This window comes from Streptomyces sp. NPDC015144 (assembly GCF_043079735.1).
Classification (GTDB): domain Bacteria; phylum Actinomycetota; class Actinomycetes; order Streptomycetales; family Streptomycetaceae; genus Streptomyces.
Map to the genome: position 1 here is coordinate 172,097 of NZ_JBIBUU010000007.1, position 25,882 is coordinate 197,978.

The window sequence follows — 25,882 nt, forward strand, 5'->3', positions numbered from 1 at the left end:
GACATGACCCCGCAGAACCCCACGACCCCGCAGAACCCCGTGGCCCCGCGGCGGACCGCGACCCCCCTCGACCTGATCGTGCTCGACATGGCCGGCACCACCGTCGCCGACGGCGGGCTCGTCGAGCAGGCGTTCTCGGTGGCCGCCGAGCGCCTCGGCGTCGAACCCGGCTCCGCCGACCACGCCGGGAAGCTGGACTACGTACGCGCCACCATGGGCGAGTCCAAGATCTCCGTCTTCCGCCACCTCTTCGGCGACGAACAGCGGGCCCAGCAGGCCAACACCGCCTTCGAGGCGGCCTACGGCGAGCTGGTCGACGGGGGCAGGATCGCCCCGGTCCCCGGCGCCCGCGACGCCATCGAGCGGCTCAAGGACGAGGGCCGCACCGTGGTCCTGTCCACCGGCTTCGCCCGGGTCACCCAGGACGCCATCCTGGCCGCGCTCGGCTGGCAGGACCTGGTCGACCTGACCCTCTGCCCGGCCGACGCGGGCGGCCGCGGCCGCCCCTACCCGGACATGGTGCTCGCCGCCTTCCTGCGCACCGGCGCCGTCGACGGCGTCCAGCAGGTCGTGGTCGCCGGCGACACCTCGTACGACATGCTCAGCGGGGTCCGCTCCGGTGCCGGGATCGTCGCCGGGGTGCTCACCGGCGCCCACGACAAGGACCAGCTGGGCCGCAACGGTGCCACGCACGTCCTCGGTTCCGTCGCCGAGCTGCCCGACCTGATCGCGCGGGCCGAGGCATGACCGGCGGAGAGCGGTCCGTCCGCAGCGGAATCAGGTTCGACCGGGTCAGCGTCGCGTACGGCGGCAACACCGTCCTCGACCGGCTCGACCTGACCGTCGAACCCGGCGAGGTCATGGCCCTGCTCGGCCCGTCCGGCTCGGGCAAGACCACCGCCCTGCGCGCCGTCGCCGGATTCGTCCGGCCCGCCTCGGGCCGGGTCTACCTCGGCGACCGCGACGTCACCGCCCTGCCGCCGCACAAACGCGGCATCGGCATGGTCGTCCAGCAGTACGCCCTCTTCCCGCACATGCGGGTCCAGGACAACGTCGCCTTCGGACTCAAGGCCCGCAAGGCCGCCGCGTCCGAGATCCCCGAGCGGGTCGCCGAGGCCCTCGACATGGTCGGCATGGCCGCCTACGCCACGCGCTTCCCGCGCGAGCTCTCCGGCGGCCAGCAGCAGCGCGTCGCCATCGCCCGCGCGCTCGCCATCCGGCCCGGGGTCCTGCTGCTCGACGAACCGCTCTCCGCCCTCGACGCCCAGCTCCGCTCCGGAATGCTCGCCGAACTGGCGCGACTGCACCGGGAGTTGCCGGACGTCTCCATCCTGTACGTCACCCACGACCAGGTCGAGGCGCTCACCCTCGCCGACCGGATCGCGGTCATGGACAAGGCGCGGCTCCAGGACTGCGGCACCCCGCAGGACCTCTACCGCCGCCCGCGCACCGAGTTCACCGCCTCCTTCGTCGGCAACGCCAACCTGCTGCCGGTCACCGTCGCCGAGGCGGCCGACACCGTCGGCTTCGCCGGGCGCGCCCTCTCCGTACCGACCGGCGAGGCCGCCCGGGGCGCCACCGCCACCCTCTGCGTCCGCCCCCACCTGGTCGGGCTCGGCGAGGGGCCCAACGCGCTCGCCGGAACGATCGCCGAGGTCCAGTGGCGCGGCTCCACCCACCGCCTCTACGTCGACGTCGACGGCCACCGCGTCAAGGCCGACGTCAAGGAGCTCCGCGAGACCCCGGCCCTCGGCGACCGGGTCACCCTGCACTTCGCGGCCGAGGACGCGGTGCTGCTGCCCGCCGGTACGGCCCCGGGAACCGGGGGAGGAGCCGATGGCTAGCGCGGCCCCCGCCCTCGTCGCGGACACGGCCACGACCGGGACGGAGCCGTCCGGCCACCCGCAGGCCCCGGCCCGCGAGCCCCGCCGCGTACCGCGCTTCGTCTGGGCGCTGCCGCCCGTCGCGGTCCTCGCCGTGGTCTTCCTCTACCCGCTGGCCCTGGTCGTCCAGCAGTCCGTCCGCCCCGACGAGGGCGGCACCTCGCTCGCCCCGTACGGCGAGGTCTTCGCCTCCGAGTCGTTCCGTTCGGCGCTGACCACCACGGTCTGGCTGGCGGTCGGCGCCACGGTCGGCTGCCTGGTGCTGGGCTTCGTCCTGGCCATGATCATCTCGTTCGTGCCGTTCCCCGGCGGCCGGGCCGTCGCCAAGTTCATCGACGTCTTCCTCTCCTTCCCGTCCTTCCTGATCACGCTCGCCCTGCTGTTCATCTACGGCAGCGTCGGCATGGCCAACGGACTGTGGACGGACGTCACCGGGGCGGCCAGTGGCCCCTTCGACTTCCTCACCACCCCGTGGGGCGTCCTGCTCGCCGAGATCACCTACTTCACGCCCTTCGTGATGCGCCCGCTGCTCGCCGCGTTCTCCCAACTCGACACCGCGCAGCTGGAAGTGGCCTCCTCGCTGGGGGCCGGGCCCGGCCGGATCGTGCGGCGGGTGATCCTGCCCGAGGCGCTGCCCGCGCTCGCCGCCGGCGGCAGCCTGGTCCTGGTGATGTGCCTCAACGAGTTCGGCATCGTGCTCTTCACCGGCGCCAAGGGCGTCACGACCCTGCCGATGCTCGTCTACGGCAAGGCGATCCTGGAGTCCGACTACCCGGCGGCCTGCGTCGTCGCCGTCGTCAACATCGCGATCTCCGTCGGCCTCTACAGCCTGTATCGGATGGTGAGCCGCCGTGTTGGTGCATAGCCGTACCGGGAAGTGGGCCACCTGGGCCGTCTTCTTCCTCCTCTTCGTGCCGCTGTTCGCGGTGCCGCTGCTGGTCATCCTCGCCGCGTCCTTCACCACCAACTGGTCCGGCGCCTTCCCCTCCGGGCCGACCACCAGGCACTACGCGGCGGCCACCGGGGGCGACTCCCTCCAGGCCCTGACCACCAGCCTGATCACCGCCGTCAGCGCCAGTCTGCTGGCCCTGACCGTGGGTTCCTGGGCCGCGCTGGCCGCCGCCTCGCTGCGCAGGCGCGGCAAGCGGTTCCTCGACGCGCTGTTCATGCTGCCGGTGGCGGTGCCGTCGGTGGTCGTCGGCCTTGCCGTGCTCGTCGCGTTCAGCCGCCCGCCGATGCTCCTCAACGGCACGCGCTGGATCGTGATCCTGGCGCACACCATTCTTGTCACGGCGTTCGCCTATTCGTCGGTTTCGGCGGCAATAGTGCGTCTCGACCCGATGTACGAACAGGCGGCGGCCAGCCTCGGCGCCCGCCCCGGTTACGTCCTGTGGCGCATCAGGCTGCCGCTCCTGCTGCCGTCGCTCACGGCGGCGGCGGGGCTCTGCTTCGCGCTGTCCATGGGCGAGTTGAGCGCCACGATGATGCTCTACCCGCCGGACTGGACACCGCTCCCGGTGCAGATCTTCGCGGCCACCGACCGTGGCTCGCTGTTCACCGGAGCGGCCGTCGCCGTGGTCCTGATGGGCACGACGCTGCTGGTGCTGCTCGGAGTCTCCCGCATCCGCACCAGGGCCTCGTACCGCTGATCCGTTTCCGCCGGTCCTCCGGCGTCCCCCGCAACGACCTCGGACCCCCGTAACGACTCCGGCCGGCTTCCGGCCGACATCCAGGAGATACGACCCGCCATGCGCAAGAACCACCTCAAGCCCATCGCCGCCGTCACCGGTGCCCTCGCCCTGGCCGCCACCCTCTCCGCCTGCGGCGGCTCCTCCGCCGCCTCCGACGAGAAGGTCGTCACCGTCTACAGCGCCGACGGCCTCAAGGGCGAGAACGGCGACGGCTGGTACGACAAGGTCTTCAAGGACTTCGAGAAGAAGACCGGCATCAAGGTCAAGTACGTGGAGGGCGGCTCCGGCGAGATGGTGCAGCGCGCCGTCCGCGAGAAGTCCAACACCCAGGCGGACGTCCTGGTCACCCTGCCGCCGTTCATCCAGCAGGCCGACGCCAAGGGGCTGCTGTCCGCGTACGCGCCGAAGGGCGCCGACCAGGTCGACGGCGCCGACAAGGCGTCCGACGCCAAGTGGACCTCGGTCGTCAACAACTACTTCGGCTTCATCTACAACAAGAAGGAGCTGAAGAAGGCGCCGGGCACCTGGGAGGCGCTGCTCGACGGCACGTTCAAGAACAAGATCCAGTACTCCACCCCCGGGGTCGCCGGCGACGGCACGGCCGTCCTCATCAAGGCCATGCACGACTTCGGCGGCAAGGAGCCGGCGATGGAGTACCTGAAGAAGCTCCAGGCCAACAACGTCGGCCCGTCCGCCTCCACCGGCAAGCTGGCCCCCAAGGTCGACAAGGGCGAGCTGTTCGCCGCCAACGGCGACGTCCAGATGAACTTCGCGCAGTCCAAGGACATGCCCAACCTCGGCCTCTGGTTCCCCGCGAAGCAGGGCGGCAGGCCCACCACCTTCGCCCTGCCCTACGCGGCCGGCCTGGTGAACAAGGCCCCGCACACCGAGAACGGCAAGAAGCTCCTCGACTTCATGCTCTCCGAGCAGGCCCAGAAGGACGTCAGCGCGGTCGGCGGCGGCTTCTCCGCCCGCAAGGACGTCGAGGCCACCGACGCCAACGCCATCGAGCTGGCCAAGCTGATGGACGGCGTCGAGATCTTCGAGCCCGACTGGTCGGACATCGGCTCCAACCTGGACGACTACGTCGGCGCCTGGAAGTCCGCCACCGGAAGCTGACCGGCCGACCCGGGGCCCGACGGGCCCACGCTCTAAAATCGGGGGCGTCGGCGCTGCACAACGCGGTGCCGCCGGCGTCCCCGCACACGGCGTACGGCAGGAGTCCCGCACATGGCAGAGCGCAAGCCGATCTCATCCTGGCTCACCGACATGGACGGAGTCCTGATCCACGAAGGCACCCCGATCCCCGGGGCGGACGCCTTCATCAAGCGGCTGCGCGAATCGGGCCTCCCCTTCCTCGTCCTCACCAACAACTCCATCTACACCGCCCGCGACCTGCACGCCCGCCTCAAGCGCATGGGCCTGGACGTGCCGGTGGAGAACATCTGGACCTCCGCGCTGGCCACCGCCAAGTTCCTGGACGACCAGCGCCCCGGCGGCACGGCGTACGTCATCGGCGAGGCCGGGCTCACCACCGCCCTGCACGACATCGGGTACGTCCTCACCGACCACGAACCCGACTACGTGGTCCTCGGCGAGACCCGCACGTACAGCTTCGAGGCGCTCACCAAGGCGATCCGGCTGATCAACGGCGGGGCCAGGTTCATCTGCACCAACCCCGACGAGACCGGCCCGTCCGCCGAGGGCCCGCTCCCCGCCACCGGCTCCGTCGCCGCCCTCATCACCAAGGCCACCGGCAAGGAGCCGTACTTCGCGGGCAAGCCCAACCCGCTGATGATGCGGACCGGGCTCAACGCGATCGGCGCCCACTCCGAGACCAGCGCCATGATCGGCGACCGGATGGACACCGACGTACTGGCCGGTCTGGAGGCGGGGATGCAGACCTTCCTCGTCCTGACCGGGCTCACCACGGTCGCCGACATCGACAAGTACCCGTTCCGGCCGTCCAAGGTCGTCGACTCGATCGCCGACCTCGTCGACCTGGTCGAAACGCCCTGACCGAGACGGCCTGACCGGGACGGCCCGAGGAGCCCCCGGCACCCCGGCGTCGCGTTCCTGCGGATGCGGAACGCGCCGGGACGCGTGAACCTGCTCGAAGGAGGTTCACGATGCGCTTCACGCTCCTCACGTTCTGTGCCGCCGCGGTGGTCACGGCGACCCTGGCGCCCGCCGCCACCGCACTGGCCGAATCCGGGCCCGCCCCGGGGATCTCGCTCACGGCGAGTCCGCGCTCCGTCGGGGCGGGCGGTGAGGTGGAGCTGAGGCTGACGGGCTGCGCGGGCCGCACGGCCACCGGCCGGTCCGACGCCTTCGTCGCCCCGGCGGGCTTCGCCCCCGGCCCGGACGGGGGGCTGGTCGCCCGGACCCGGATCAGCTCGGACGCCCGGCCCGGCGACCACCCTGTCCGGGTCACCTGCGCGGCCGGTACGGACGGCAAAGGCAGCCAGGACACCACGGGCACCACGGGCAGTGCCGGACCCATGGGCACCACCGGTACCGGCACGGTCGCCGTGATCGACCGGGGCCGGGCCACCCCGCTCGCCCCGGTCGCCGCGGGCGGCAGCGTGGCCCTGTTCGCCACCGGGGACGGCCGCCAGGAGGGCCCCGGCACCGCGCAGACGGTCACCGGGCTGGTCCTGGCCGCCGTCACGGCCGTCGCCGTGATGCTCCGCGGCACCCGCCGCCGGGGCCGCCGCTCCCCGGACTGACCCGGGCGCGCCCCGCCCCGGCGCCGAGGCCGAACTCACCCGAACGGACGGCACCGGCCGAGAAGTCCGCAGGTCACCGCGACAGCCGCTGATCCCCGAACCTGTCGCCGTTCCTTTCGGCCACTGTTTCTTCCTTCTTTTCGGCTGTTTCGCCGGTTTCTTCCGTTGCTTTCGCGGGCTGCTCCTGGCATTCTTGAATCTCGCAAGGTCCCATGCGTTCGATTGAGGATGCTCAAGGGATCTTGCTCTCGTGGGCCCCCGGTTTTCGCCGGGGGTTTCTGCGTTCTAGGGAGTGTTCCGAAAGGTCCGTGTGTCGTTCCCGGCCCAGACGATGCCATCGGTTCCGTGACCGGGAAGCCAGTGGTCGGCCAGGCGCCGGTACGCCTTCGACATGGCGCCCACCGGATCTATCCGCGGCCAGATCTCGGGCCTCCGGAGAGCCAGGTGGTGGAAGGCCGCGTATCCGACCAGGTCGGCGGCCTGGATGAACTGGCTGTACTTGCTGTCCTGCATGATCGGGTCCTCCAGCACCCGGCGGGAGGCCAGAGGGAGCCCGCGATGGGCGTCGCGGTAGGGCTTGGCGTTGCGGATGGCCTGTTCCCACGAGGCCCGGGCGTCCTCGGGGGTCAGCGCGGTCGTGTCGGGAGGGCCGGACAGGCCGTCGAACATGATCATGACTCTGGTGTCCTGGCCGAGGGCCCATGCCTCCAGGTGGTTCACGAAGGACTGGTACACCTCCGCCACCTGCGTGGTGCGGCCGACCACGGTGAGCACGCGAAGACTCGCGCAGCGCGTGAGCTGCTTGATCATGAGGTCGTGGGCGGCGATACGCGCGGAACGGCCGAATCTCTTGTTCTGCTCCGGGGTCGCGCAGGGCCGGCCGCGTCCCTTCACCAGCCGGTTGGCATGCAGCTCGGTGTTCTTCGGGACGCCCCACTCCTCCTCCAGCTTGCGCCGCCCCTCCAGCCAGTGGTGCAGCAGGTCGTTCCATCCCTCTTCCGGGACGAGGAGACCGGTCAGGGTGCGGCCTTGGTCGGCCCCGGAGTCGTCGGCGTAGCAGAAGTACACCAGCGGAATATATGGCTGCGGGATCGGCCGGGGGAAGCCGCTTCCGCCCGGCTGTCCGACGGGTCGGGGAGCGCCGGGCGGGGCGCGTGACGGTCGGGCGTGCGTGCGATTCGCACCCCTCTTGCGGAGGGCGCGCAGGGCGGCGTATGAAAATCCGCTTCGCGCCTCTGGGTAACCGTTCGGTGACTGTGCGCCGTCCATCCGGGTAATGATTCAGGAGGGCGTCATCGAGGGCGCCCCCGGGGTGGGAGGTCCGGCGAGGGGCTGGGGTGCGGGCGCATGGATGCGCGAAAGCCCCCTCATGCTCGATGAGGGGGCTTCGGCTCTGGGTGCGCCGCCAGGGACTCGAACCCCGGACCCGCTGATTAAGAGTCAGCTGCTCTAACCAACTGAGCTAGCGGCGCCTGCTGACCTGGAGAACTCTACCCGAAGCCGGAGGGTGCTCCGGACCACCCGGCGTCCGTTCGCGGCCTGTCGGATGGTCGTTTTTTCTCTTCTGTCCGTCAAAATGTCCTATGTCACAAGAGTTGAGGAACCGGCGCCCGAGCGGGCGTTCCCGGAAGATCTTGACCAGTGCGGAGGGGATCGCATGACTGTGCCGGCATTCGAGGAGTACGAGCCCGCCGCCGACTGCGCCTGCGCGGGGTGCGCCGCACGGCGGCGGTCCGCCGCCCGCGCCCTGCCCGTGCGGTACGGGGGCCATCCGGCCGCCCACGGCGCCCGCCGCGCCCTGGTGCTGGCCGCCGCGGCCGGGGTGGTGCTGAGCAGCGGTGTCGCCGAGGCGGCGGGTCTCACGGGCCCGGTGGCCGGCGCGGCCGGGTCCGCCCGCGCCGAGCAGGGCGGGGACAGCCCGCAGGGCGGGCCCGGACCACTGCGGGGCGCCGGGGCGGCCGGACCGCCCTCCACCACGACCACCACGCCCAAGCTGCGCCCCACCACCCGCGAGGCCATCATCCAGCGGGCGCGGCGATGGGTGACCGCCCAGGTCCCGTACAGCCTCTCCGGGTACTGGACCGACGGCTACCGGCGGGACTGCTCGGGCTATGTGTCGATGGCCTGGGACCTGCCCGGCAACGAGTGGACCGGCAGTCTCGCCGCGTTCGGCACCCGGATCCCCCGGGCGCAGCTCCAGCCCGGCGACATTTTGCTCTTTCACAATCCGGCCGACCCCACGAAGGGCTCGCACGTCACGATCTTCGGCGGCTGGACCGACTCCTCGCACCGCCACTACACGGCGTACGAGCAGACGAAGCCGCACACCCGCCGGGTGACGGCGCCGATGGCGTACTGGTCCCACTCCGGCAGCTATGTCGCGTACCGCTACCGGGGGCTGATCGGGGGCGGTGCGGCCGGTGCGGTGTCGAGGGCCTATCCCGGCACCGGGCGGTTCGGGCCCGGCGCCCGCAACGCCCATGTCACCGAGCTCGGCCGGATGCTGATCGCGCGGGGCGGCAAGCGCTTCTACCGGGTGGGGGCCGGCCCGGCCTGGGGCGAGTCGGACCGGCGCGCGACGCAGGCGTTCCAGCGGGCCCAGGGGTGGAGGGGGCGGGACGCGGACGGCATCCCCGGACCGGGCACCTGGCGGCTGCTGGTGAACGGCACGGGCCGCGACATCCCCGCCGCGGGAGGCGGTTCCGGCGGCGGAGACCACACGTCGAACCAGGATTCGAAGTACCCCGGGCGGGGCTATTTCCGGTCCGGACAGAGCAACAGCCATGTCGAGCGGCTCGGCAAACAGTTGGTGAAGAAGGGATTCGGTAAGTACTACACGTCAGGTCCCGGTCCCCGGTGGACCGAGGCCGACCGGCGCAATGTCGAGGCCTTCCAGCGCGCACAGGGCTGGCGGGGCGCGGCGGCCGACGGCTACCCCGGGCCGGAGACCTGGCGGCGGCTCTTCGGCTGAACACGGTTCCTCGGCCGGGCGCCGCTCTTCGGCCGGGCGCGACCCCTCGGCCGAACACGACTCTTCGGGTGACACGACGGACATGACGGAGGCGGGTATGCGATCCACGGTGTCGGGCAGCTCCGGAACCCCGGAGGACGGAAGGCCGGGCGAGGACGACCGGGCGCCGGTCCCACCGCCCTCCCCGGACCGGGCGGCGCCGCCCGGATGGGAGCCGCCGGGGTGGGAGCCGTACGACCGGGAGGGGCCCGGCCGAGAAGCTCCCGAGTGGGAGGTGACGGGGCGGACGCTGTCCGGTCGGGAGGTGTCCGAGTGGGAGGTGACGGGGCAGGTGGTGTCGGGCGGCCGGGAGGTGCCCGAGTGGGAGGAGCCCGGCCGGGCGGTGTCCGGGCGGGGCGTTCCCGAGCAGGAGGAGCCCGGCCGGGAGGCGCCGGTGTGGGACGCGCCCGGATGGGAGCAGCCCGGGCGCAGGGCCCCCCGGTGGGAGCCGCCCGGCCGCGGGGCCTTCGGACGGGAGACCGCCGGGTGGGAGCCCGCCGGGTGGGAGAGCACCACGTCGTCCGGGGGCGCCGCAGCCGGGGGCACCTCGTCCGGGGTCGCTTCGGACCGGCCCGCCTCGTTCGGGGCCGTTCCGAACGATGCCGTTCCGGACGCGGTTGTTCCTGACCGGGCCGCCACTGCCCCGGCTGCCCCTGATCCGGCCGTCCCCGATCCGCTTCCGCTTCCGCTTTCGGAACCGGCTCCGGAGCCGTTCCGGGGCGCCGGGCCGGAACCGGTCGTCGATCTCGTACTGGACCTGGACCAGGGCGCCACCCCGGAGGCCGGGTTCGGTACGACCTCGGCCTCGGTCTCGGTTCCGGCGCTCCCGGCCGCCGAGGGCCGGCCGCTGGTGCCGCTCCCCGCCGACCCCACGGGCCAGGAGGTCGGCACCCCGCCCGGGCCCCGGCACAGCCCGGCCCGGGAGGCGGTCTTCGACTCCCTGCCGGTGTCCGGCGGCGAAGCGTCCGCGCCCGTGGCCGCCGCCGAACCGCTCCGGGCGGCCGGGCGGCACCAGGCGGTCATCGCCTCCGGGCGCACCTCGACCATCCCGGTCCACCTGCTCTTCCGCGAGGACGCCGCCGAGGCGGCCCGCGCCGGATCCCGTACCGCCCCGTCCGAGGGCCCGTCCGCCGACGGCCCCTGGTGGGGCGGCGGCGAGCCGCCCCGGCCGGACGCGCACAGACCGCCCCTGCCGAGAGGTCCGCAGGTCAGGCCCTCCACCCGGCCCGCCCCGGCCGGTGATCCCTGCCTCGCCGAACGGCCGGGGCCCGCGATCCCCGGCTGGCTGGCCCTGTTCACCGCCCTGACCGGGGCGACCGGTGCCGGCGCGGTGCTCTGGTGGAACGGCACCCTGCCCGCCGGGGCGCTCGTCCGGTTCGGGCTCGCACCGCGCCCCGACCACGGCGTCGGCCTCGGCGCCTGGGCGGCGCTCGCCGCGCTGGCCTCGCTGGTGCTCTTCGCGCTCGGGGGCCTGAGCCGGGGCCGGGTGGGCCACGCCTGGGTGCTGACCCTGTTCGGCGACTACCGGGGGAGCGTACGGCGGACCGGGCTCATGTGGATCAGCCCGCTGCTGCTGCGCCGCCGCATCGACGTACGGCTGCGGCACTGGCGTAGCGAACCGCTCCCCGCCGTCGACGCCAACGGCACCGCGCTGCGCGTCGTCGTCCTCGTGGTGTGGCGGATCGACGACACCGCGCGGGCGGCGCTCGGGGTCGCCGACCACGAGGCGTACCTGCGCGAGCAGGTCGAGGCGGCGATGGCCCGGGTCCTCTCCCAGCTGCCCGCCGACGCCTTCCACGAGGACACCCACACCCTGCGCAACGCGGAGGCGGTCGGCGACGCGCTGACCCGGCTGCTGAAGGCGGACTGCGAGCCGGTCGGCATCGAGGTCTACTCCGCGCAGCCGACCGGGATCGAGTACGCGCCCGAGGTCGCCGCCGCGATGCAGCGCCGCCGGATCGCCGCCCTTGACGCCAAGCACCGCGACAGTGTGCTCACCTCGGTGGTGGACGCGGTCGACGACACCGTCAACCGGCTCACCGCACGCGGCATCGTGGAGCTGGACGACTACGAACGGAAGTCCCTCGTCAAGGACTTGACGGTGGCCTTCTACACCGGTCGCAACGGCCGGGAGGGGACCTGAGGCGCGTCGGACCGTATCCGGACCGGTAACCGGAATCCGCCGTCGATTGGTCTGGACATGTTCATGTCCCGTCCATAACCTAAGACTTGGTCTAGACCGCAGGAAACGCGCGCAGCACGGCTCATGGAACCTCCCCCCGTTCTGAAGGAGCGACAGCACATGCGTAAAAAGGCGAGTGTGGCCCTGGTGGGCCTGGCCGTCGCGGGCGTTTCGATGTTCGCGACCAGTAGCGCCAGCAGTCACGGTTACACCGACAACCCCATCAGCCGTCAGAAGCTCTGTGCCAACGGCACGGTGACCGGTTGCGGCAACATCCAGTGGGAGCCGCAGAGCGTCGAGGGCCCCAAGGGGTTCCCGGCGGCGGGTCCGGCCGACGGGAAGATCTGTTCCGGCGGTCACGGCGAGTTCGCCCAGCTCGACGACCCGCGCGGCGGCAACTGGCCCGCCACCCAGGTCACCGGCGGCCAGGGCTTCCAGTTCCGCTGGCAGTTCACGGCGCGCCACGCCACCTCGGACTTCCGTTACTACATCACCAAGGACGGCTGGGACCCCACCAAGCCGCTCACCAGGGCCTCCCTGGAGTCCCAGCCCTTCATGACGGTGCCGTACGGCGGCAAGCAGCCTCCGGCGACCCTCACCCAGCAGGGCACCATCCCCACCCAGAAGACCGGGAAGCACATCATCCTGAGCGTCTGGAACGTCGCCGACACGGCCAACGCGTTCTACGCCTGCTCCGATGTTCAGTTCTGACGCCTAGTCAGTTACCGTGCGGCGCCATGGGGAGCGCAGGCACCGTAGCGGAGCTCGTACAGCGCCAATGGGGCGACCACCGGCCCGGACTGAGGTACGAGGACACCGTCCTCACCCATCACCAGGTCGCCTCGGGCGCTGCCGCTCGGGCCGCGCTCCTGGCGGATCTGCTGCCGGCGGGCGGCGAACCGCACGTGGGGGTGCTGCTGGACAACACCCCCGAGTTTCCCCTCTGGTTGAGCGCGGCGGCCCTGGCCGGGGCCGCCGTCGCCGGGATCAACCCCACCCGGCGCGGCGCCGAACTGGCCCGCGACATCCTGCACACCGACTGCCGGATCCTGATCACCGAGCGCACCCATCTGCCGCTCCTCGCCGGGCTGGACCTCCCGGGCGTCCGCGTCCTGGTGACCGGCACCGAGGCGTACGCCGAACTCCTCGCCCCGTACGCCGGAGCCGAACCCGCCGCCGTCGCCCGGCCGGGCACCGGTCCGGGCACCCGGGTGCTGCTCTACTTCACCTCCGGCTCCACCGGCGCGCCCAAGGCCGCGATCTGCACCCAGGGGCGGCTGGCGGCCGCCGGGGCCTCGCTGGCCGGCCACTTCCGGGTCCGGCGCGAGGACGTCCACTACGTCTGCATGCCGATGTTCCACGGCAACGCGGTGATCGCCGACTGGGCCCCCGCGCTGGCCGGCGGGGCCGCCGTCGCGCTGCGCCGCCGCTTCTCCGCCTCCGGCTTCCTCGACGACGTACGCGCCCACGGGGCCACGTACTTCACCTATGTCGGCCGTGCCGTGCAGTACCTGCTCGCCACCCCCGAGCGGCCGGACGACCGGGAGCACCGGCTCCGGCTCGGCTTCGGCACGGAGGCCGGGGCGGTGGACGCGGCCCGGTTCCGGGAGCGGTTCGGGGTGCGGCTGGTCGAGGGGTACGGCTCCTCCGAGGGCGGGGCGGCGATCCAGCGGACCCCGGACACCCCGCCACGGGCGGTCGGGAGGGCCGCCGCGCGCGACGACCTCGCCGTGGTCGATCCGGAGACGGGCCGGGAGCGGGCCGCCGCCGTCTTCGACGGGGCGGGCCGACTGGTCAACGGGGCCGAGGCGATAGGGGAGTTGGTCAACCGGGGCCGCACCCCCTTCGAGGGCTACTGGCGCAACCCGGCGGCCGACGCGGAACGGGTGCGCGGCGGCTGGTACTGGACCGGGGACCTCTTCTTCCGGGACGCCGAGGGCTTCTACTACTTCGCGGGCCGCACCGACGACCGGCTCCGGGTGGACAGCGAGAACCTGGCCGCCGCGATGATCGAGAACATCCTGGCCCGGTGGCCGGACGCGGTGGCGGCGGCGGTGTACGCGGTGCCGGACCCGGCCGCCGGCGACCAGGTGATGGCGGCGCTGGCGCTGCGGGCGGGCACCGGTTTCGACCCGGCCGCCTTCGCCCGGTTCCTGGCGGACCAGCCGGACCTGGGGACGAAGATGGCCCCCGCCTTCGTACGGATCGTGCCCGCGATGCCGGTGACGGCGACCAACAAGGTGCACCGGGCGGCCCTGCGCCGGGAGGGGTTCTGGTGCGGTGACCCGGTCTGGCATCGGGGCCCGGACGGGGTCTACGCCCCGCTCACCGGGGAGGGGCTGTCGGCGCTGGCGGCCGCGTACACCGCGCACGGCACGCCGGTGCCGGCCGGACTCGACCAGCGAGCCCGACCGGCACCGGAGCACGGCCCGGACGACAAGCCCTAGTGTCTTGAGTCATTGATCCCTCGCCAGCTACTGCCGACGGATCAATGACTCAGGACACCAGTCCGGCGGAGGTTCGCTGAGCCTCTGGGCCCGGATCACGACGGCGCAGCACGTGCACGCCCTTACGGGGCGGTTTGCTGCTTTCCGTCCAGGACGGCAATCCTCCATTTCCCGTTCCCGTCGCCGGGGGAGACCGCCAGGGATTGCTCGGCCCCCTTGTCGACGAAGATCTGCCCGATGGCGACGGGGCCGCCGCACGTGACTCGTACCGGGTCATCCGTTCCGTCGTCGAGGCGGAGCTCTCCCTTTCCTTCACACCTCATATGCACGGTGTAGACGGTATCCCCCGGATGGAAGGGCTTGAGCTTCCTCGCGCCCGATCCGGTGGTGACCGGAATCAGGTAGTCGGCCTTCGCGGGCAGCCTCAGATCGAGTGGGTTGCTTCTTGTGGCTGCGCTGGAGGCGGGCTCGGGGGTTCCCTTCCCGTCGGCTTCGACGTTTGCGGAACTGCATGCGGAAAGGGTGAGGGCGAGAAGAGCGGTGGCGGCGACAGCTTTACGCATGGGGTCTCCTAAGGGGGCGCCCCGGATGCCCGAGGGGGCATCCGGGGCACGGTGGCAGAACTGACTCAGCTGACGACCCAGCCCTCGCGGTACGGGGCCCAGACCGTCATGTACTGCTTGTTGGTGATGGTGCAATTGCTCTGAACTCGGGCGGTGTAGCCGTACACCTTTTCCTTCCAGATTCCGTAGTCGCCGTACACGGTCTTGCCCGGCTTCACCTTGCCATCCACCTCGACTCCGAGGTCGGAGGTCCAGGACTTCTTGGCGGACGCGGTGACTTCAGTCTTGATCTTTCCGAGCCAAAGAACCTTGGCCTCGCCGCCGATGCTGATGGAGGCGCCGATCTCGGTCGTACCGGACTTCTTCGTGATGAACTTCCAGTGCACGGTGCTGCTGGTCTTGTTCTTCGCGAACGTGCTGTACTTGGTGGCCATCGTATTCTTCACGTTCTTGCTGATGTGCGCGAAGTTGTACGGGGAGCCGCAGTACTGTCCGGTGGGCGACGAGATGTCGTCATCGCCGGTGATGACCGCATCGGGAAGGTCCGGGCCATCGGTCTGGCCGGGCATGTCGAGGTCGTCGTTGGGCTCGTCGATCGACTCGACCCCCTGGAGGATCTCCTCCCCCTCGGAAGGTGCGTCACCGATCGAGTCGGGAACGATTTCCGCACCCTCGGCGATCAGCGGACCGTCGATCGGCTCGTCGGCCTCTGCCGCGAACGCCGGCGATGCCATGCTTCCGATTATCAGTGCGCTGACCGCTCCCGCGACAAGGCTGGTACGTACGGACATGGATGTCCCCCCAATTTTTGCGCCTGTTCCCCATCGGAACCGCGTCCTGGAAATGATTCTGGCACGCAATTAATTCGTCTGGCATGCGAAATTGAATACTTGAGGTAGATCTGAGCTTTCTCGCTGGCGACAACGTTGTCTATTTCGAATTCAAAGGCGGCTCGACTCGAATGGGAAAGTCGAGCCGCCTCGATATTGCGGGTGCGGGATATTTGCTGACTTTCAGCGAGGAATTTTCCGGATCAGAAGGTCATGGTCCAGCCTTCGAATGTTCCAGTGGATCCGGCGGATATGTCTTCGACGCGGAGATTCCAGACACCGTCGATTTTCGAGGAGCTGGCATCCACCGTGTATGTCTTCCGGAGGGTCCCGCCGGCCTCGTTCCCGGAGTCGCTCCTGACCAGGTACTCGCGGCCGTCGGGGGCGATCAGGGTGATCTCCACATCGCCGAGCCATTCATGTGTGGTGTCCACGAAGACCTTGAGTTCCTTGGGCGCGTTCCCGCTGAGGCCGGTCACCGCGATCGGAGAGGAGAACCCTCCGGGGTCGGGTATGGCCCTGTGCGTCTGGTTCTCGAAGGAGGGGAAGGTGAGCGACCAGTTGTTCAACGTGCCCTTGGCCCCCTGGGAGGCGTCCTGGAGTCGCAGCTTCCATGTTCCGTTCGCCGCCGAGGTGCTTGCGTCCACCGTGTAGCTCGCGGGGAGCGGAGTATCGCTTCCCGAAGTCGATTTGAGGGGGCGGACGGTGCCGTCCGGTGCGATCAGATCGATCTTCACGTCGCCGAGCCATTCGTGGGTGAGGTCCAGCTGGACCTGCAGGGCCCCCGGTGCCTTCCCGGCGACGGATTCCACGGTGATGTCAGAGGTGACGGTGCCCGGGTCCGGGATGGCCACGGCGCTGGTGTTGACGAACGAGGTCGGGACGATCAGCGACCAGCTCTTCAGTGTGCCGATGCCGCCCGCGGACCGGTCCTCCACCCTGAGCTTCCACGTCCCGTTGGCGGGAGAGGTGGAGGCGTCGACGGTGTAGGTGGTGCTGATCGCGCCGCCGTTCTGCGTGCCGTCGGTGGCCTTGAGCGGGTAGACCTTGCCGTCCGGCGCCACCAGGTCGATCTTCACCTCGCCGCGCCAGTCGTGCGTGATGTCGACGCGGGCCTGCAGGGCCTTGGACGCCTTGCCCGAGAACCCCGCGACGGTGATCGGCGACTCCACGATGCCCGGGTCGGGGATGGCGTAGGCCGTGTAGTTGCTGATGTGCGAGGCCCGCGGCTTCGGTTCGGGCGCGGGCGGCTGGGTCGGTTCGCTCCCGGTGAGCGCCGTGCCGATGTCGAGGCGTGCGGTGGTCACGGTGTCGTCGACGATGGGCTTGCCGCTGGACTTCAGCAGCTCTTCGAGCGCGGACACCGGCTTGTCGGGATAGGCCTGGCGCAGGACGGCGAGTGCGCCGGACACGTGCGGCGTGGCCATGGAAGTGCCGCTCTTGGCGGCGTATCCGCCGTCGCGCACCGACGAGGTGATCTCCTGGCCGGGGGCGAACAGGTCGAGCAGGGCGCCGCGGTTGGAGAAGTCCGAGACCGTGTCGTTGTAGTCCGAGGAGCCGACGGTGATGGCACTGGGGACACAGGCCGGGCTGTTGACCCTGTTGCTGAAGCCGTTGTTGCCCGACGCGACGACGGTGGCGACTCCCGCGTCCAGCAGGGAGTCGATCATGGGCTTGCGCACGTCGGAGTTGCACGCGGAGCTGTACTGGCCGCCGCCGAGGCTGAGGTTCGCAGCGATCACGGGCGTTCCGGCCTGCCGTAGTTGCAGGACCTTCTCCAGGGCCGCGACCTGGTCGCTGGCGAAGCTGCGCACGCAGGGTGTGTTGCCCTCGCCGCAGTAGTCGGGGGAGTCGAACTTACTGAACACCTGGATGGCGATCAGCTCGGCGCCCGGGGCGACCCCCGATGCCGGTGCCGTGTCGATGCCGGTGCCGTCGCCCACGGCGATGCCCGCGACATGGGTGCCGTGCTCGCACTCGGCGATGGTGGCGCACGAGCCGGCCTCGGAGTCGGCCGTTCCCGGACCTTCTTCGGCAGCCGTGCCCTGCGGGCACAGGCTCGTGGCGGAGTAGTCGGGGTCCACGGTCGAGAAGCACGCCTCGGAGAGCACACGCCCCTTGAAGAACGGGTGGTTGACGGCCACCCCCGTGTCGATGACCGCGATCGCGCTGCCTTCGCCCGTCAGGCCCGACTTGATGGCCTTGTCGCCGCCGACGAAGGGCACGCTGGTGTCCAGCGTCGGCTGCGACAGGGCGTCCTCCGTCACGCTCACCACACCGGGTTCGGCGGCCAGGGCGTCGAGGCCGCTCGCGGTGACCCGGAGGGTGATGAGTGGCAGCTTCTCGAACTTCTGCATCGTCTTGCCCGCGGAGGACACGCCGGACAGGTCCGCGCGCTTCTCCGTCACGACATTGACGCGCACGCTGCCCTTCTTGGACGCGGTGTCGTAGAGCGAGGCGTCAATCGCCCCGCTGGTCGTGGAGGCCCGCGGGGTGTCGGGCGAGGCGGCCACCGCCGTCGCCGCTCCCATGGCCAGGGCCATCACCGCGGTTGCCACCACGGTCCATATCGGTCTGTTCATAGCACTCTCGTAAACAGGGGCGGGCACAGCCCACCGGGTGAAGTGCCGTCCCAGCCAAGGCCGTTCGCCAGGCGTCGTGGCATGCGGGCCTGATCGGACAAGCTGCTGCGGCAGTACGTGGTTCGCAAGCCACCGCGCCGAACGAGGAATCGACCGCTTCCGCGGGGCCGAAACGCGGAGCACCCCAGGCTCCGCCGACGACGGTGTGAGAGGTCCGCGCGCCCCCTTCGCGCCGAGCAACCTCGTGATCAACGCGGACCATAGAGTGGGCCGAAAACACTTCGCAAGACCTCAACTTATGGAATATGAAATTCCGAATGTTGCGAACGTGAATTGAAGGAAATTGATCGGCCTTGCGTATCCCTAGTTCAAGGGGTTCGTGTCTGCGAGGTGCCCAGGGGAAGGGCTTCGGTAGCAAACCGGAATCTTCTCTTCTAGTTCTGTACTTTCGGTGTGCTCAAGATCAATCAGAGGTTGGGGAACCCGTAGGAGCTCGTGAGAGGACCACGATCGGATCTTGTCCAGGCGCCCTGGTTCGCGCCTCCCGCCCGAGCCCGAGCCCGAGGCCCCCGGCCTGTTCCTGTGGAACGGAGCCGCCTGGAACGTCGCACTCAGGGCCGGGCTTGTCCTTCCCGGCAGGTCCTAACCCACCGGCGCTGCCTCCGGGGCGGCTTCCCGCCCCGCCGCCCGCTCGCCGGACCGCGCCGCCCGGCGCAGTACCGTCGCGGCCAGCACCGCACCCGCCAGCAGCAGCACGGAACCGGCCACCGAGGCGCTGTGCATGCTGTGGACGAAGGCTTCCCGTCCGGCCGCGATCAGCGAACCGTCGCCCGTGGCCACCGCCCCCGCCAGGGTCTTGCGGGCGATCTCCGGGGCCGAGTCCGGCATGTCCGCCGTGTAGATCGCGGTGGACACCGCCCCCAGCAGGGCCATCCCCATCGCGCCGCCGAACTCCTGCCCGGTCTCCAGCAGCGAGGCCGCCGAACTCGCCTTCTCCGGCGGGGCGGTGGACAGCGCGAGGTCGGAGACCAGCGCCATCACGGTGACGATGCCACTGCTCATCACGGCGCAGCCCACCAGCAGCAGCCACAGCGTGTCCGTACCGGTCAGGGCGAGGAGGGCGAAGCCCGCGGCGGCGACGACGAAGCCGGCGCAGACCACCCGGGCCCGTCCGGCCCGCTGGGAGACCGCGGTGGCGGTGGGGGCCGCAACGCCCACCGCCAGCGACGGCGCCAGGCTCCACAGCGCCGCCTCCAACGTGCCCATGCCGAGCACCGACTGGAGGTACTGCGTGGTGAAGAACGAGGAACCCATCATCGCGAACGCGGCCATCGCGTTCAGCCCGATCCCGGCCGAGAAGTTGCGGTCGCGGAAGAGTTCCCGGCTGATCATCGCGTCGCGCCGGACCCGCTGGCGGCGGACGAAGAACCAGCCGACGACCAGCCCGGCGGCGGCGATCAGGGTGTTGCGCGGGTCGAAGCCGTGGGCGGCCGTCTCCTTGATGCCGTAGATGACCGGCAGCACCGAGCCCAGCGACAGCGGCACGCTCAGCAGGTCGAAGCGGCCGGGGTTCGGGTCCTTGAACTCCGGGACCAGCAACGGCACCAGGACGAGCAGCAGCAGCATCGCCGGCACGTTGATCAGGAAGACCGAGCCCCACCAGAAGTGCTGGAGCATCACCCCGCTGAGCACCGAGCCGAGCGCGACCCCGCCCGCCATCGCTCCCGACCAGATCCCCACGGCGCGGGTGCGCTGCTGCTCGTCGCGGAACATGTTGCGGACCAGCCCCATGGTCGACGGCATCAGCGTCGCCCCGCCGATCCCGAGCAGCGCGCGGGCGGCGATCAGCATCTCCGGACTGTCGGCGTAGGCGGCACCGGCCGACGCGGTCCCGAACGCCACCGCCCCCAGGAGCAGCAGCTTGCGGCGGCCGATCCGGTCGCCGAGCGAGCCCATCGTGATGAGCAGCCCGGCCAGGGCGAAGGCGTACACATCGAAGATCCAGAGCTGCTGGGTGGCGCTGGGGGCGAGGTCCCGGTCGATGGACGGGATCGCGAAGAAGAGGACGGAGATGTCCATCGAGACGAGGAGGAGGGGAAGCATGAGGACCACGAAAGCGGTCCATTCCCGACGTCCCGCGAGGGGACCCTGTGCGGCGGTGGTGCGCGTCGTGCTCGTGGCGTTCGGCATGACCAGCAATGTACGGGCGTATAAAACGCTTGTCTAGTACGGCTGTTTAAAACGCTTGTACATTTCCTCGGGCAGGGGTGTGCGGCGGGGTGCGCGACGGGTCGGGGGGCAGCGCACAACGCACTGGGCGGTTCACGTGTGTACGTGAACCGCCCAGTGCGTTGTCTGTGCGCCGCCAGGGACTCGAACCCCGGACCCGCTGATTAAGAGTCAGCTGCTCTAACCAACTGAGCTAGCGGCGCCTGCTGACTTGAAAATCATACCTGGTCCGGAAGGGTGTCGATGCCACCCGGGCAAAGAGGTGCTTACCGTTATGTTTCGGGCGTCGGGATGTAGCCGCGCCGCTTGTCCACCACGTTCGGCAGGGGGCGCCCGCCCGCCCAGAGGTCGAACATCGTCACGAACTGCTCGCTCAGCCGGTCCCGCCAGCCCACCGTGTCCCCGCTCATGTGCGGGGACACGATCAGATCCGGTACGTCCCACAGCGGGTTCCCGGGCTCCAGCGGCTCCCGCTCGAACACGTCGAGCGCCGCACCGGCGATCCACCGCCTGCGCAGCGCCTCGGCCAGATCCTCCTCGACGACCAGCGGGCCGCGCCCCACGTTCACGAAGCGGGCCGAGGGCTGCATCAGCCCGAAGAAGCGGGCGTCGAACATGGCGCGGGTCGCGTCGGTGAGCGGGGCGGCGGCGATCACCCAGTCGGACAGCGAGGTCAGCCGGTCCAGATCCCCGATGCCGTGCACGGTGCGCCGCGCGGTCCGCCCCACCAGCGCCACCTTCACGCCCAGCCCCATCAGCAGCCGGGTGATCTCCCGTCCGATCGGACCCGCGCCGACGACGACCGCCCGGCTGCCGGCGAGCCGGACGGTGTCGCGATGGCGCCACTGCCGCCGCCGCTGGAGGTCCAGGGTGCCGGGCAGGTCCTTGGCGAACGCCAGCAGCAGCCCGGTGACGTACTCGGCGACCGGCCGTTCGAAGATGCCGCGGGCGTTGGTCAGCACGGTGTCGGAGGCGGCCAGCTCCGGGCAGAGCAGCCGGTCCACCCCCGCGCTCGCGGTGTGCACCCAGGCCGGGCGCTTCCCGTCGCCGGGCCAGGCGTCCCGTACCGCGTCGGAGGTGACGTCCCACACCAGCAGCACATCGGCGGTGGGGAGCAGGGCGGGGAGCCCGGCCCCGTCCGTGTGCCGGACACGGGCCCGGCCGGTCAGCCGGCCCAGGCGCGGCGAGGGGGCGGTGTCCAGGACGAGCACGGTGGGCTCCGGCATGAGAGTCGCTCGCTCCGCTGCGTCCGGGGGTGCGGGACGCCCACGCTCGCAGCCGTCCCGCCACCCGTCAACAGGGCATCGGAGGATTCACCGCAGATGGGGGAATACTGGGAAGGAACGGGCGGCGACAAGAGCGCCCGGCCGCAGGAAGGCCAGACGTACGCGGGAGAGCCGTACGCGCGTAGGAGGGCGGACAGGTGGACACGACGACCATCGGAATCCTCTACCCGAACCACTTCGCCCAGGACGACTACCCCAGGATGGAGATCCTGCTCGACGCCGTCCGGCTGGTGGTGCACCACACCGAGGTGGCGGACGACTCCTACCGCGCCGAGGCGCTGCTGCGGACCGGTGAGCCCGACCGGCTGGCCGCCGGGGTGACGGACCTCCAGCGCGCCGGTGCCGAGTGCGTCGTGTGGGCGAGCGGCGCCGGCAGCTTCCTGTACGGGTGGGAGGGCGCCCACGAACAGGCCGCCGCCCTGGCCCGCGCGGTCGGCGTCTCCGCCTCCAGCACGCCTCTCGGCCTGGTCCACGCGGTACGGGAGCTGGGCGCCGAGCGGGTCGCCGTCGCCTCCACCTACTCCGAGGAGGTCACCGCCGCGTTCGTCGAATTCCTGCGCGCCGCGGACATCGGGACGGCCGGGACCACCGCCGCCGCCCTCGGCTCCGCCGCCGAGGCCGCCGCCTGGGACCTCGACCGGGTGAAGGAGCTGGCCGCCGCGGCGGACCGGCCCGAGGCGGACGTGGTGCTGCTGCCCGACACCGCGCTGCACACCGCCGGACACGAGGAAGAGTTGGAGACCCTCCTCGGCAAGCCTGTCCTCACCGGCAACCAGGTCACCGTCCGCGAAGGGCTGCGCCTGGCCGACCGCCGCGCCTGGTCCCCCCGGCTGGGCAGGCTCTTCGCCCGCCGGGAGGCGCCGCCCGCCCCGGTGCCCGTCTGGGGCGAGGGCCGGGCCCGCGCGCACAGCGGACGGGGCGCCCACCGGGAATAACCGGAGACAACCTCCCGTTATGTCCCTCCGGAAGTCGAAGCACCACCGGAGAGGGCCAGGAAGTGGACGAGATTCGAGGCGACGGGCACCGGGGCGACGAGCGCCGCGACACGGGCACCCACGACACGGGCACCCACGACACGGGCATCCACGGCACGGCGGAGGGAACGGCCCCCGTACCGCTCTCCGTGCTGGACCTGGTGACCGTCGGCAAGGGCCGCACCGCCACCCAGGCCCTGCGCACCGGCGTGGAGCTGGCCCGGCTCGCCGAGCGCCGCGGCTTCCACCGCTACTGGGTCGCCGAGCACCACTCGATGCCCGGTGTCGCGTCCTCCTCGCCGGCCGTCATCCTGGCCCACCTCGCCGCGCACACCGAGCGCATCAGGCTCGGCTCCGGCGGCGTGATGCTGCCCAACCACGCCCCGCTCGTCATCGCCGAGCAGTTCGGCACGCTGGAGGCCATGGCACCCGGCCGCGTCGACCTCGGCCTCGGCCGGGCCCCCGGCACCGACGGCGCCACGGCCGCCGCCCTGCGCCGCAGCGACCGGCTCAACGAGGGGGCCGACGACTTCCCGCAGCAGCTCGTCGAGCTGACCCGGTTCCTGGACGACGACTTCCCCGACGGGCACCCGTACGCGCGGATCCACGCCGTCCCCGGTCCGGTCCAGGCCACGTCCGACGGCGGCGTCCAGTCCCCGGGCCGCCCGCCGCTCTGGCTGCTCGGCTCGTCCGGGTTCAGCGCCCGGCTGGCCGGGATGCTGGGGCTGCCGTTCGCGTTCGCGCACCACTTCTCGGCGCAGAACACGATTCCGGCGCTCGACCTGTACCGGGAGTCCTTCCGGCCCTCCGCGGTGCTCGACGCCCCGTACGCGCTGATCGGCGTCGCCGCCCTGGCCGCCGACGACGAGCGCGAGGCCCGCCGCCAGGTGCTCTCGGGCGCCCTGTCCATGGTCCGGCTGCGCACCGGCCGCCCCGGTCTGGTCCCCACGCCCGAGGAGGCGGAGGCGTACGACTACACGCCGATGGAGCGCGAGTTCGTCGACGGCTGGCTCACCAACATCGTGCACGGCACCGCCGACCAGGTCCGCACCGGTCTGGACGACCTGGCGAAGCGGACCGGCGCCGACGAGCTGATGATCACCGCCAACGCCCACGGCGGCGAGGCCCGGCTGCGCAGCTACGAGCTGATCGCCGACGCGTACGGCCTCCCGACGGCCTGACCCCGCCGGTCGCGCCCGAACCGCCCGCCCGCGCCCTCAGCCCCGTAACGGACCCGCGCCGATCAGCTCGGCGATCCGTTCCGGGGCCACCGCGCGCGAGTAGAGCCACCCCTGCCCGGTGTCGCAGCCGATCCGGCGCAGCCGCTCGGCCTGCCCCGCCGTCTCCACGCACTCGGCGGTGACGGTCAGGCCCAGCCGGTGGGCCAGCTGCACCATCGCCTCGACGATCGTCTCGTCGGCCGGGCTCGGGTGCGCGCCGTCGTCGTAGCGGAATCCGCGGACGAAGGAGCCGTCCAGCTTCAGCACCGAGACCGGCAGTCGGCTCAGATAGGCGAGGTTGGAGTAGCCGGTGCCGAAGTCGTCGATGGCGATCCGCACCCCCATGTCGCTGAGCGCCTGGAGCGCCTGGATCGGGCGGCCCGCCGAGCCCATCACCGCGGACTCGGTCAGCTCCAGCTGGAGCAGCGAGGGGTCGAGCCCGGTCTCGGCGAGGATCTCCGCGACATCGGTGACCAGGTCGGAGTCCCAGACCTGGCGCACGGCCACGTTGACGCTGATGAAGAGCGGCGGATCGGTGGGGTGCTCCAGCTGCCAGCGCCGGGCCTGACGGCAGGCGGACTGGAGCACCCACCGGCCGAGCTGGACGATCGAGCCGTCCTCCTCGGCGATCGCGACGAACCGATTCGGCGAGAGCAGCCCGAACTGCGGATGGTTCCAGCGCACCAGCGCCTCCACCCCGCGCAGTACCCCGTCCGCCATGCCGACCAGTGGCTGGTACTCGATGGTGAACTCGCCGCGCTCCACCGCCGGCCGCAGCGTGGAGGCGAGCGTCTGGCGGGTCATCCGGTGGGCGTTGCGCTCCGGGTCGAAGACCGTCCAGCGGGACCTGCCGTCCGCCTTCGCCCAGTACAGCGTGGTGTCGGCGGCCTGCATCAGACCGGTGGCCGAGGTACCGGCCACCGGCCGTTCCACCACCCCGATCGAGGCGGAGACCGAGATCCGCTGCCCGGCCAGGTCGAAGGGGCGCTGGAGGGCGGCCAGCACCGCGCGGGCCAGGTCGGTGAGCTGCCGTGTACCGGTGGAGTCCTCGACCAGGATCGCGAACTCGTCGCCGCCGAGCCGTGCGACGAGACGGGCGCCGCCGCCCCGGCGCGGGCCGGCCTGGGCGGCGCACTCGGTGAGCCGGGCGGCGACGGCGGCCAGCAGCCGGTCGCCGGTGCGGTGGCCCATCGTGTCGTTGACGGCCTTGAATCCGTCCAGGTCCAGATAGCAGAGCCCGATCCGGGGCTCCCCGGAGCCGTCGCCCGCCGGGGCCCCGTCCGCCGTGGTCTCCAGGGCGGCCGAGAGCCGTTCGAAGAAGAGCGTCCGGTTGGGCAGCCGGGTCACCGGGTCGTGCATCTGGAGGTGGCGCAGCCGCTTCTGGAGCTCGCGCCGGTCGCTGACGTCCGCGACGGAGAGCAGCACCCGCCCCGCCCCTTCGCACCCGTCCCGCCCCGCCCGGCCGTCGCACTCGGGCATCGGTACGACGGTGACCTCGGCCCACAGCGCGCGCCCGTCGGGGTGCCTGAGCCGGTGCGTACGCCGGAAGCGCGCCCGCCGCCCGTGCAGCACCTCGCGGTACGCGTGCCAGGTGCGGCCGTCCGCCGCGAGGTCGAGGAGGTCGGCGGCGGACTGGCTGGTCAGCGCGGCGGCGGGCAGACCGAGGAGGTCGCCGAGGGCCTCGTTGGCGGTGACGACCAGGCCCTCGTGGTCGACGACGGCCATCGGGAGCGTGGCGGCCAGGAAGGCGGCCCGGTAGCCGTGCGGCTCGGAACCCCTGGCCGCGGAGGGCGGCCACGGAACGTGACGATCCGAGACCGTCCGTCCTGCGGAGCACCGAGGTGTGCCCGCCGCGGACCCGGCCCCTTCGGAGGTTCCGCTCACCGTTCGCTCCCGCCGTGCAGTTCTGTCCTGAACAGGTGTGGCCGGACTGGCCCGCCGCGCGGAGTGCCTGGTTGGGAGGCGGTGTCCACGCGGGAAAGCCTGGTGAAGCATAGAGCTTGGTGCGTCGGCCGTTCCAGCGTCCGACCTTTGCACGCCCCGCGTACGCCCCGCACGCGCCCTTCACGCAAGGTTCCGTTTTGCCCGTAACCGATCACTTGGGAACGTTCACCTTCTCCCACGATGCGTCATTGATCGAATGTGACGTTCTGTGAGGGTCAGGGGCGCGGTCGGTCCCTGACTCGACTGGTGCAGCCCAACAGGCCGAAACGCCGCCCCCGCCCCAGGGTGGGTGGGGTCACCGCGTTTTGTACC

At 71.4% G+C, this 25,882-nt stretch carries 20 protein-coding genes and 2 tRNA genes; 13 read left to right on the forward strand and 9 right to left on the reverse strand.

The genetic code is table 11. The features are described from left to right. Positions 1 to 3: 3 nt before the first annotated feature. The 7 genes from ACF08W_RS14950 to ACF08W_RS14980 all read left to right on the forward strand — a co-directional run bounded on the left by ACF08W_RS14950 (position 4) and on the right by ACF08W_RS14980 (position 6,303). Positions 4 to 747, forward strand: a complete 744-nt coding sequence (locus ACF08W_RS14950; RefSeq protein WP_392279442.1) for a phosphonatase-like hydrolase — start codon at positions 4 to 6, stop codon at positions 745 to 747. Beyond that, positions 744 to 1,844, forward strand: a complete 1,101-nt coding sequence (locus ACF08W_RS14955) for an ABC transporter ATP-binding protein (RefSeq protein WP_392279443.1) — start codon at positions 744 to 746, stop codon at positions 1,842 to 1,844. The genes ACF08W_RS14950 and ACF08W_RS14955 overlap by 4 nt, the downstream gene beginning before the upstream one ends. Further along, positions 1,837 to 2,748, forward strand: a complete 912-nt coding sequence (locus ACF08W_RS14960; RefSeq protein WP_392279444.1) for a 2-aminoethylphosphonate ABC transporter permease subunit — start codon at positions 1,837 to 1,839, stop codon at positions 2,746 to 2,748. The genes ACF08W_RS14955 and ACF08W_RS14960 overlap by 8 nt, the downstream gene beginning before the upstream one ends. Further along, positions 2,735 to 3,532 (forward strand): ABC transporter permease, encoded by a 798-nt coding sequence (locus tag ACF08W_RS14965; RefSeq protein ID WP_392279445.1) that lies wholly within the window; start codon positions 2,735 to 2,737, stop codon positions 3,530 to 3,532. Before ACF08W_RS14960 ends, ACF08W_RS14965 begins: the two co-directional genes overlap by 14 nt. Positions 3,533 to 3,631: 99 nt before the next feature. After that, entirely contained in the window at positions 3,632 to 4,693 is a 1,062-nt protein-coding gene (locus tag ACF08W_RS14970; protein ID WP_392279446.1) for a 2-aminoethylphosphonate ABC transporter substrate-binding protein, read from the forward strand. Positions 4,694 to 4,804: 111 nt separating this feature from the next. Continuing rightward, a complete protein-coding gene (locus tag ACF08W_RS14975; protein WP_352273785.1) occupies positions 4,805 to 5,593 on the forward strand; it encodes an HAD-IIA family hydrolase in 789 nt (262 codons plus the stop codon). A gap of 110 nt (positions 5,594 to 5,703) precedes the next feature. Continuing rightward, on the forward strand, positions 5,704 to 6,303 hold the full coding sequence (locus tag ACF08W_RS14980) for a hypothetical protein (protein WP_392279447.1): 600 nt from the start codon (positions 5,704 to 5,706) through the stop codon (positions 6,301 to 6,303). 285 nt (positions 6,304 to 6,588) lie between these two features. Here ACF08W_RS14980 and ACF08W_RS14985 read toward each other — a convergent pair whose 3' ends face one another. Both ACF08W_RS14985 and ACF08W_RS14990 read right to left on the reverse strand, forming a co-directional pair. Further along, on the reverse strand, positions 6,589 to 7,371 hold the full coding sequence (locus ACF08W_RS14985) for a DUF3800 domain-containing protein (protein ID WP_392279448.1): 783 nt from the start codon (positions 7,369 to 7,371) through the stop codon (positions 6,589 to 6,591). A 330-nt stretch (positions 7,372 to 7,701) separates the two neighbouring features. Next, a tRNA-Lys gene (locus ACF08W_RS14990) sits at positions 7,702 to 7,775 on the reverse strand. A gap of 185 nt (positions 7,776 to 7,960) precedes the next feature. On the opposite strand from ACF08W_RS14990, the gene ACF08W_RS14995 reads away from it, so the two are divergent. The 4 genes from ACF08W_RS14995 (at position 7,961) to ACF08W_RS15010 (ending at position 13,942) form a co-directional block, all read left to right on the forward strand. Then, a complete protein-coding gene (locus ACF08W_RS14995) occupies positions 7,961 to 9,274 on the forward strand; it encodes a peptidoglycan-binding protein (RefSeq protein WP_392279449.1) in 1,314 nt (437 codons plus the stop codon). Positions 9,275 to 9,371: 97 nt separating this feature from the next. Then, positions 9,372 to 11,456 (forward strand): SPFH domain-containing protein, encoded by a 2,085-nt coding sequence (locus tag ACF08W_RS15000; RefSeq protein WP_392279450.1) that lies wholly within the window; start codon positions 9,372 to 9,374, stop codon positions 11,454 to 11,456. A gap of 159 nt (positions 11,457 to 11,615) precedes the next feature. Continuing rightward, positions 11,616 to 12,206 carry a lytic polysaccharide monooxygenase gene (locus ACF08W_RS15005; protein WP_385209982.1) on the forward strand — a complete coding sequence of 197 codons (591 nt, stop codon included), beginning with the start codon at positions 11,616 to 11,618 and terminating at the stop codon, positions 12,204 to 12,206. Between the two features lie 26 nt (positions 12,207 to 12,232). Then, on the forward strand, positions 12,233 to 13,942 hold the full coding sequence (locus tag ACF08W_RS15010; RefSeq protein ID WP_392279451.1) for an AMP-binding protein: 1,710 nt from the start codon (positions 12,233 to 12,235) through the stop codon (positions 13,940 to 13,942). Between the two features lie 122 nt (positions 13,943 to 14,064). Here ACF08W_RS15010 and ACF08W_RS15015 read toward each other — a convergent pair whose 3' ends face one another. From ACF08W_RS15015 to ACF08W_RS15040, 6 genes are all read right to left on the reverse strand, one after another. Next, positions 14,065 to 14,505 (reverse strand): hypothetical protein, encoded by a 441-nt coding sequence (locus tag ACF08W_RS15015; protein ID WP_392279452.1) that lies wholly within the window; start codon positions 14,503 to 14,505, stop codon positions 14,065 to 14,067. A 65-nt stretch (positions 14,506 to 14,570) separates the two neighbouring features. After that, positions 14,571 to 15,239, reverse strand: a complete 669-nt coding sequence (locus ACF08W_RS15020) for a hypothetical protein (RefSeq protein ID WP_392279453.1) — start codon at positions 15,237 to 15,239, stop codon at positions 14,571 to 14,573. A gap of 299 nt (positions 15,240 to 15,538) precedes the next feature. Continuing rightward, positions 15,539 to 17,917, reverse strand: coding sequence for a proprotein convertase P-domain-containing protein (locus ACF08W_RS15025; RefSeq protein WP_392279454.1), 2,379 nt, complete (start codon positions 17,915 to 17,917; stop codon positions 15,539 to 15,541). Positions 17,918 to 18,559: 642 nt separating this feature from the next. Then, complete coding sequence (locus tag ACF08W_RS15030) at positions 18,560 to 20,107, reverse strand: MFS transporter (protein ID WP_392279455.1); 1,548 nt, start codon at positions 20,105 to 20,107, stop codon at positions 18,560 to 18,562. 168 nt (positions 20,108 to 20,275) lie between these two features. Beyond that, positions 20,276 to 20,349 (reverse strand) — tRNA-Lys (locus ACF08W_RS15035). 69 nt (positions 20,350 to 20,418) lie between these two features. Then, on the reverse strand, positions 20,419 to 21,372 hold the full coding sequence (locus tag ACF08W_RS15040) for a D-2-hydroxyacid dehydrogenase (protein ID WP_392279456.1): 954 nt from the start codon (positions 21,370 to 21,372) through the stop codon (positions 20,419 to 20,421). A gap of 260 nt (positions 21,373 to 21,632) precedes the next feature. Between ACF08W_RS15040 and ACF08W_RS15045 the strand changes: the two genes are divergently transcribed. Continuing rightward, the gene (locus ACF08W_RS15045) at positions 21,633 to 22,367 is read left to right on the forward strand and encodes a decarboxylase (protein ID WP_392279535.1); all 735 of its coding nucleotides are present in this window, start codon (positions 21,633 to 21,635) and stop codon (positions 22,365 to 22,367) included. Positions 22,368 to 22,429: 62 nt separating this feature from the next. Continuing rightward, on the forward strand, positions 22,430 to 23,587 hold the full coding sequence (locus ACF08W_RS15050) for an LLM class flavin-dependent oxidoreductase (RefSeq protein WP_392279457.1): 1,158 nt from the start codon (positions 22,430 to 22,432) through the stop codon (positions 23,585 to 23,587). Positions 23,588 to 23,623: 36 nt separating this feature from the next. Here ACF08W_RS15050 and ACF08W_RS15055 read toward each other — a convergent pair whose 3' ends face one another. Continuing rightward, complete coding sequence (locus ACF08W_RS15055; RefSeq protein ID WP_392279458.1) at positions 23,624 to 25,510, reverse strand: putative bifunctional diguanylate cyclase/phosphodiesterase; 1,887 nt, start codon at positions 25,508 to 25,510, stop codon at positions 23,624 to 23,626. Positions 25,511 to 25,882: the final 372 nt, after the last annotated feature.

What these genes read in the sequence shown, in the direction of transcription:
- ACF08W_RS15045 (WP_392279535.1), top strand. Translation starts at nt 21,633, where the DNA reads ATGGAGATCCTGCTCGACGCCGTCCGGCTGGTGGTGCACCACACCGAG.
- ACF08W_RS15000 (WP_392279450.1), top strand. Translation starts at nt 9,372, where the DNA reads ATGCGATCCACGGTGTCGGGCAGCTCCGGAACCCCGGAGGACGGAAGG.
- ACF08W_RS15010 (WP_392279451.1), top strand. Translation starts at nt 12,233, where the DNA reads ATGGGGAGCGCAGGCACCGTAGCGGAGCTCGTACAGCGCCAATGGGGC.
- ACF08W_RS14980 (WP_392279447.1), top strand. Translation starts at nt 5,704, where the DNA reads ATGCGCTTCACGCTCCTCACGTTCTGTGCCGCCGCGGTGGTCACGGCG.
- ACF08W_RS15040 (WP_392279456.1), bottom strand. Translation starts at nt 21,372, where the DNA reads ATGCCGGAGCCCACCGTGCTCGTCCTGGACACCGCCCCCTCGCCGCGC.
- ACF08W_RS15030 (WP_392279455.1), bottom strand. Translation starts at nt 20,107, where the DNA reads ATGCCGAACGCCACGAGCACGACGCGCACCACCGCCGCACAGGGTCCC.
- ACF08W_RS15025 (WP_392279454.1), bottom strand. Translation starts at nt 17,917, where the DNA reads ATGAACAGACCGATATGGACCGTGGTGGCAACCGCGGTGATGGCCCTG.
- ACF08W_RS14960 (WP_392279444.1), top strand. Translation starts at nt 1,837, where the DNA reads ATGGCTAGCGCGGCCCCCGCCCTCGTCGCGGACACGGCCACGACCGGG.
- ACF08W_RS15005 (WP_385209982.1), top strand. Translation starts at nt 11,616, where the DNA reads ATGCGTAAAAAGGCGAGTGTGGCCCTGGTGGGCCTGGCCGTCGCGGGC.
- ACF08W_RS15020 (WP_392279453.1), bottom strand. Translation starts at nt 15,239, where the DNA reads ATGGCATCGCCGGCGTTCGCGGCAGAGGCCGACGAGCCGATCGACGGT.
- ACF08W_RS15015 (WP_392279452.1), bottom strand. Translation starts at nt 14,505, where the DNA reads ATGCGTAAAGCTGTCGCCGCCACCGCTCTTCTCGCCCTCACCCTTTCC.
- ACF08W_RS14970 (WP_392279446.1), top strand. Translation starts at nt 3,632, where the DNA reads ATGCGCAAGAACCACCTCAAGCCCATCGCCGCCGTCACCGGTGCCCTC.
- ACF08W_RS14950 (WP_392279442.1), top strand. Translation starts at nt 4, where the DNA reads ATGACCCCGCAGAACCCCACGACCCCGCAGAACCCCGTGGCCCCGCGG.
- ACF08W_RS14975 (WP_352273785.1), top strand. Translation starts at nt 4,805, where the DNA reads ATGGCAGAGCGCAAGCCGATCTCATCCTGGCTCACCGACATGGACGGA.
- ACF08W_RS14995 (WP_392279449.1), top strand. Translation starts at nt 7,961, where the DNA reads ATGACTGTGCCGGCATTCGAGGAGTACGAGCCCGCCGCCGACTGCGCC.
- ACF08W_RS14955 (WP_392279443.1), top strand. Translation starts at nt 744, where the DNA reads ATGACCGGCGGAGAGCGGTCCGTCCGCAGCGGAATCAGGTTCGACCGG.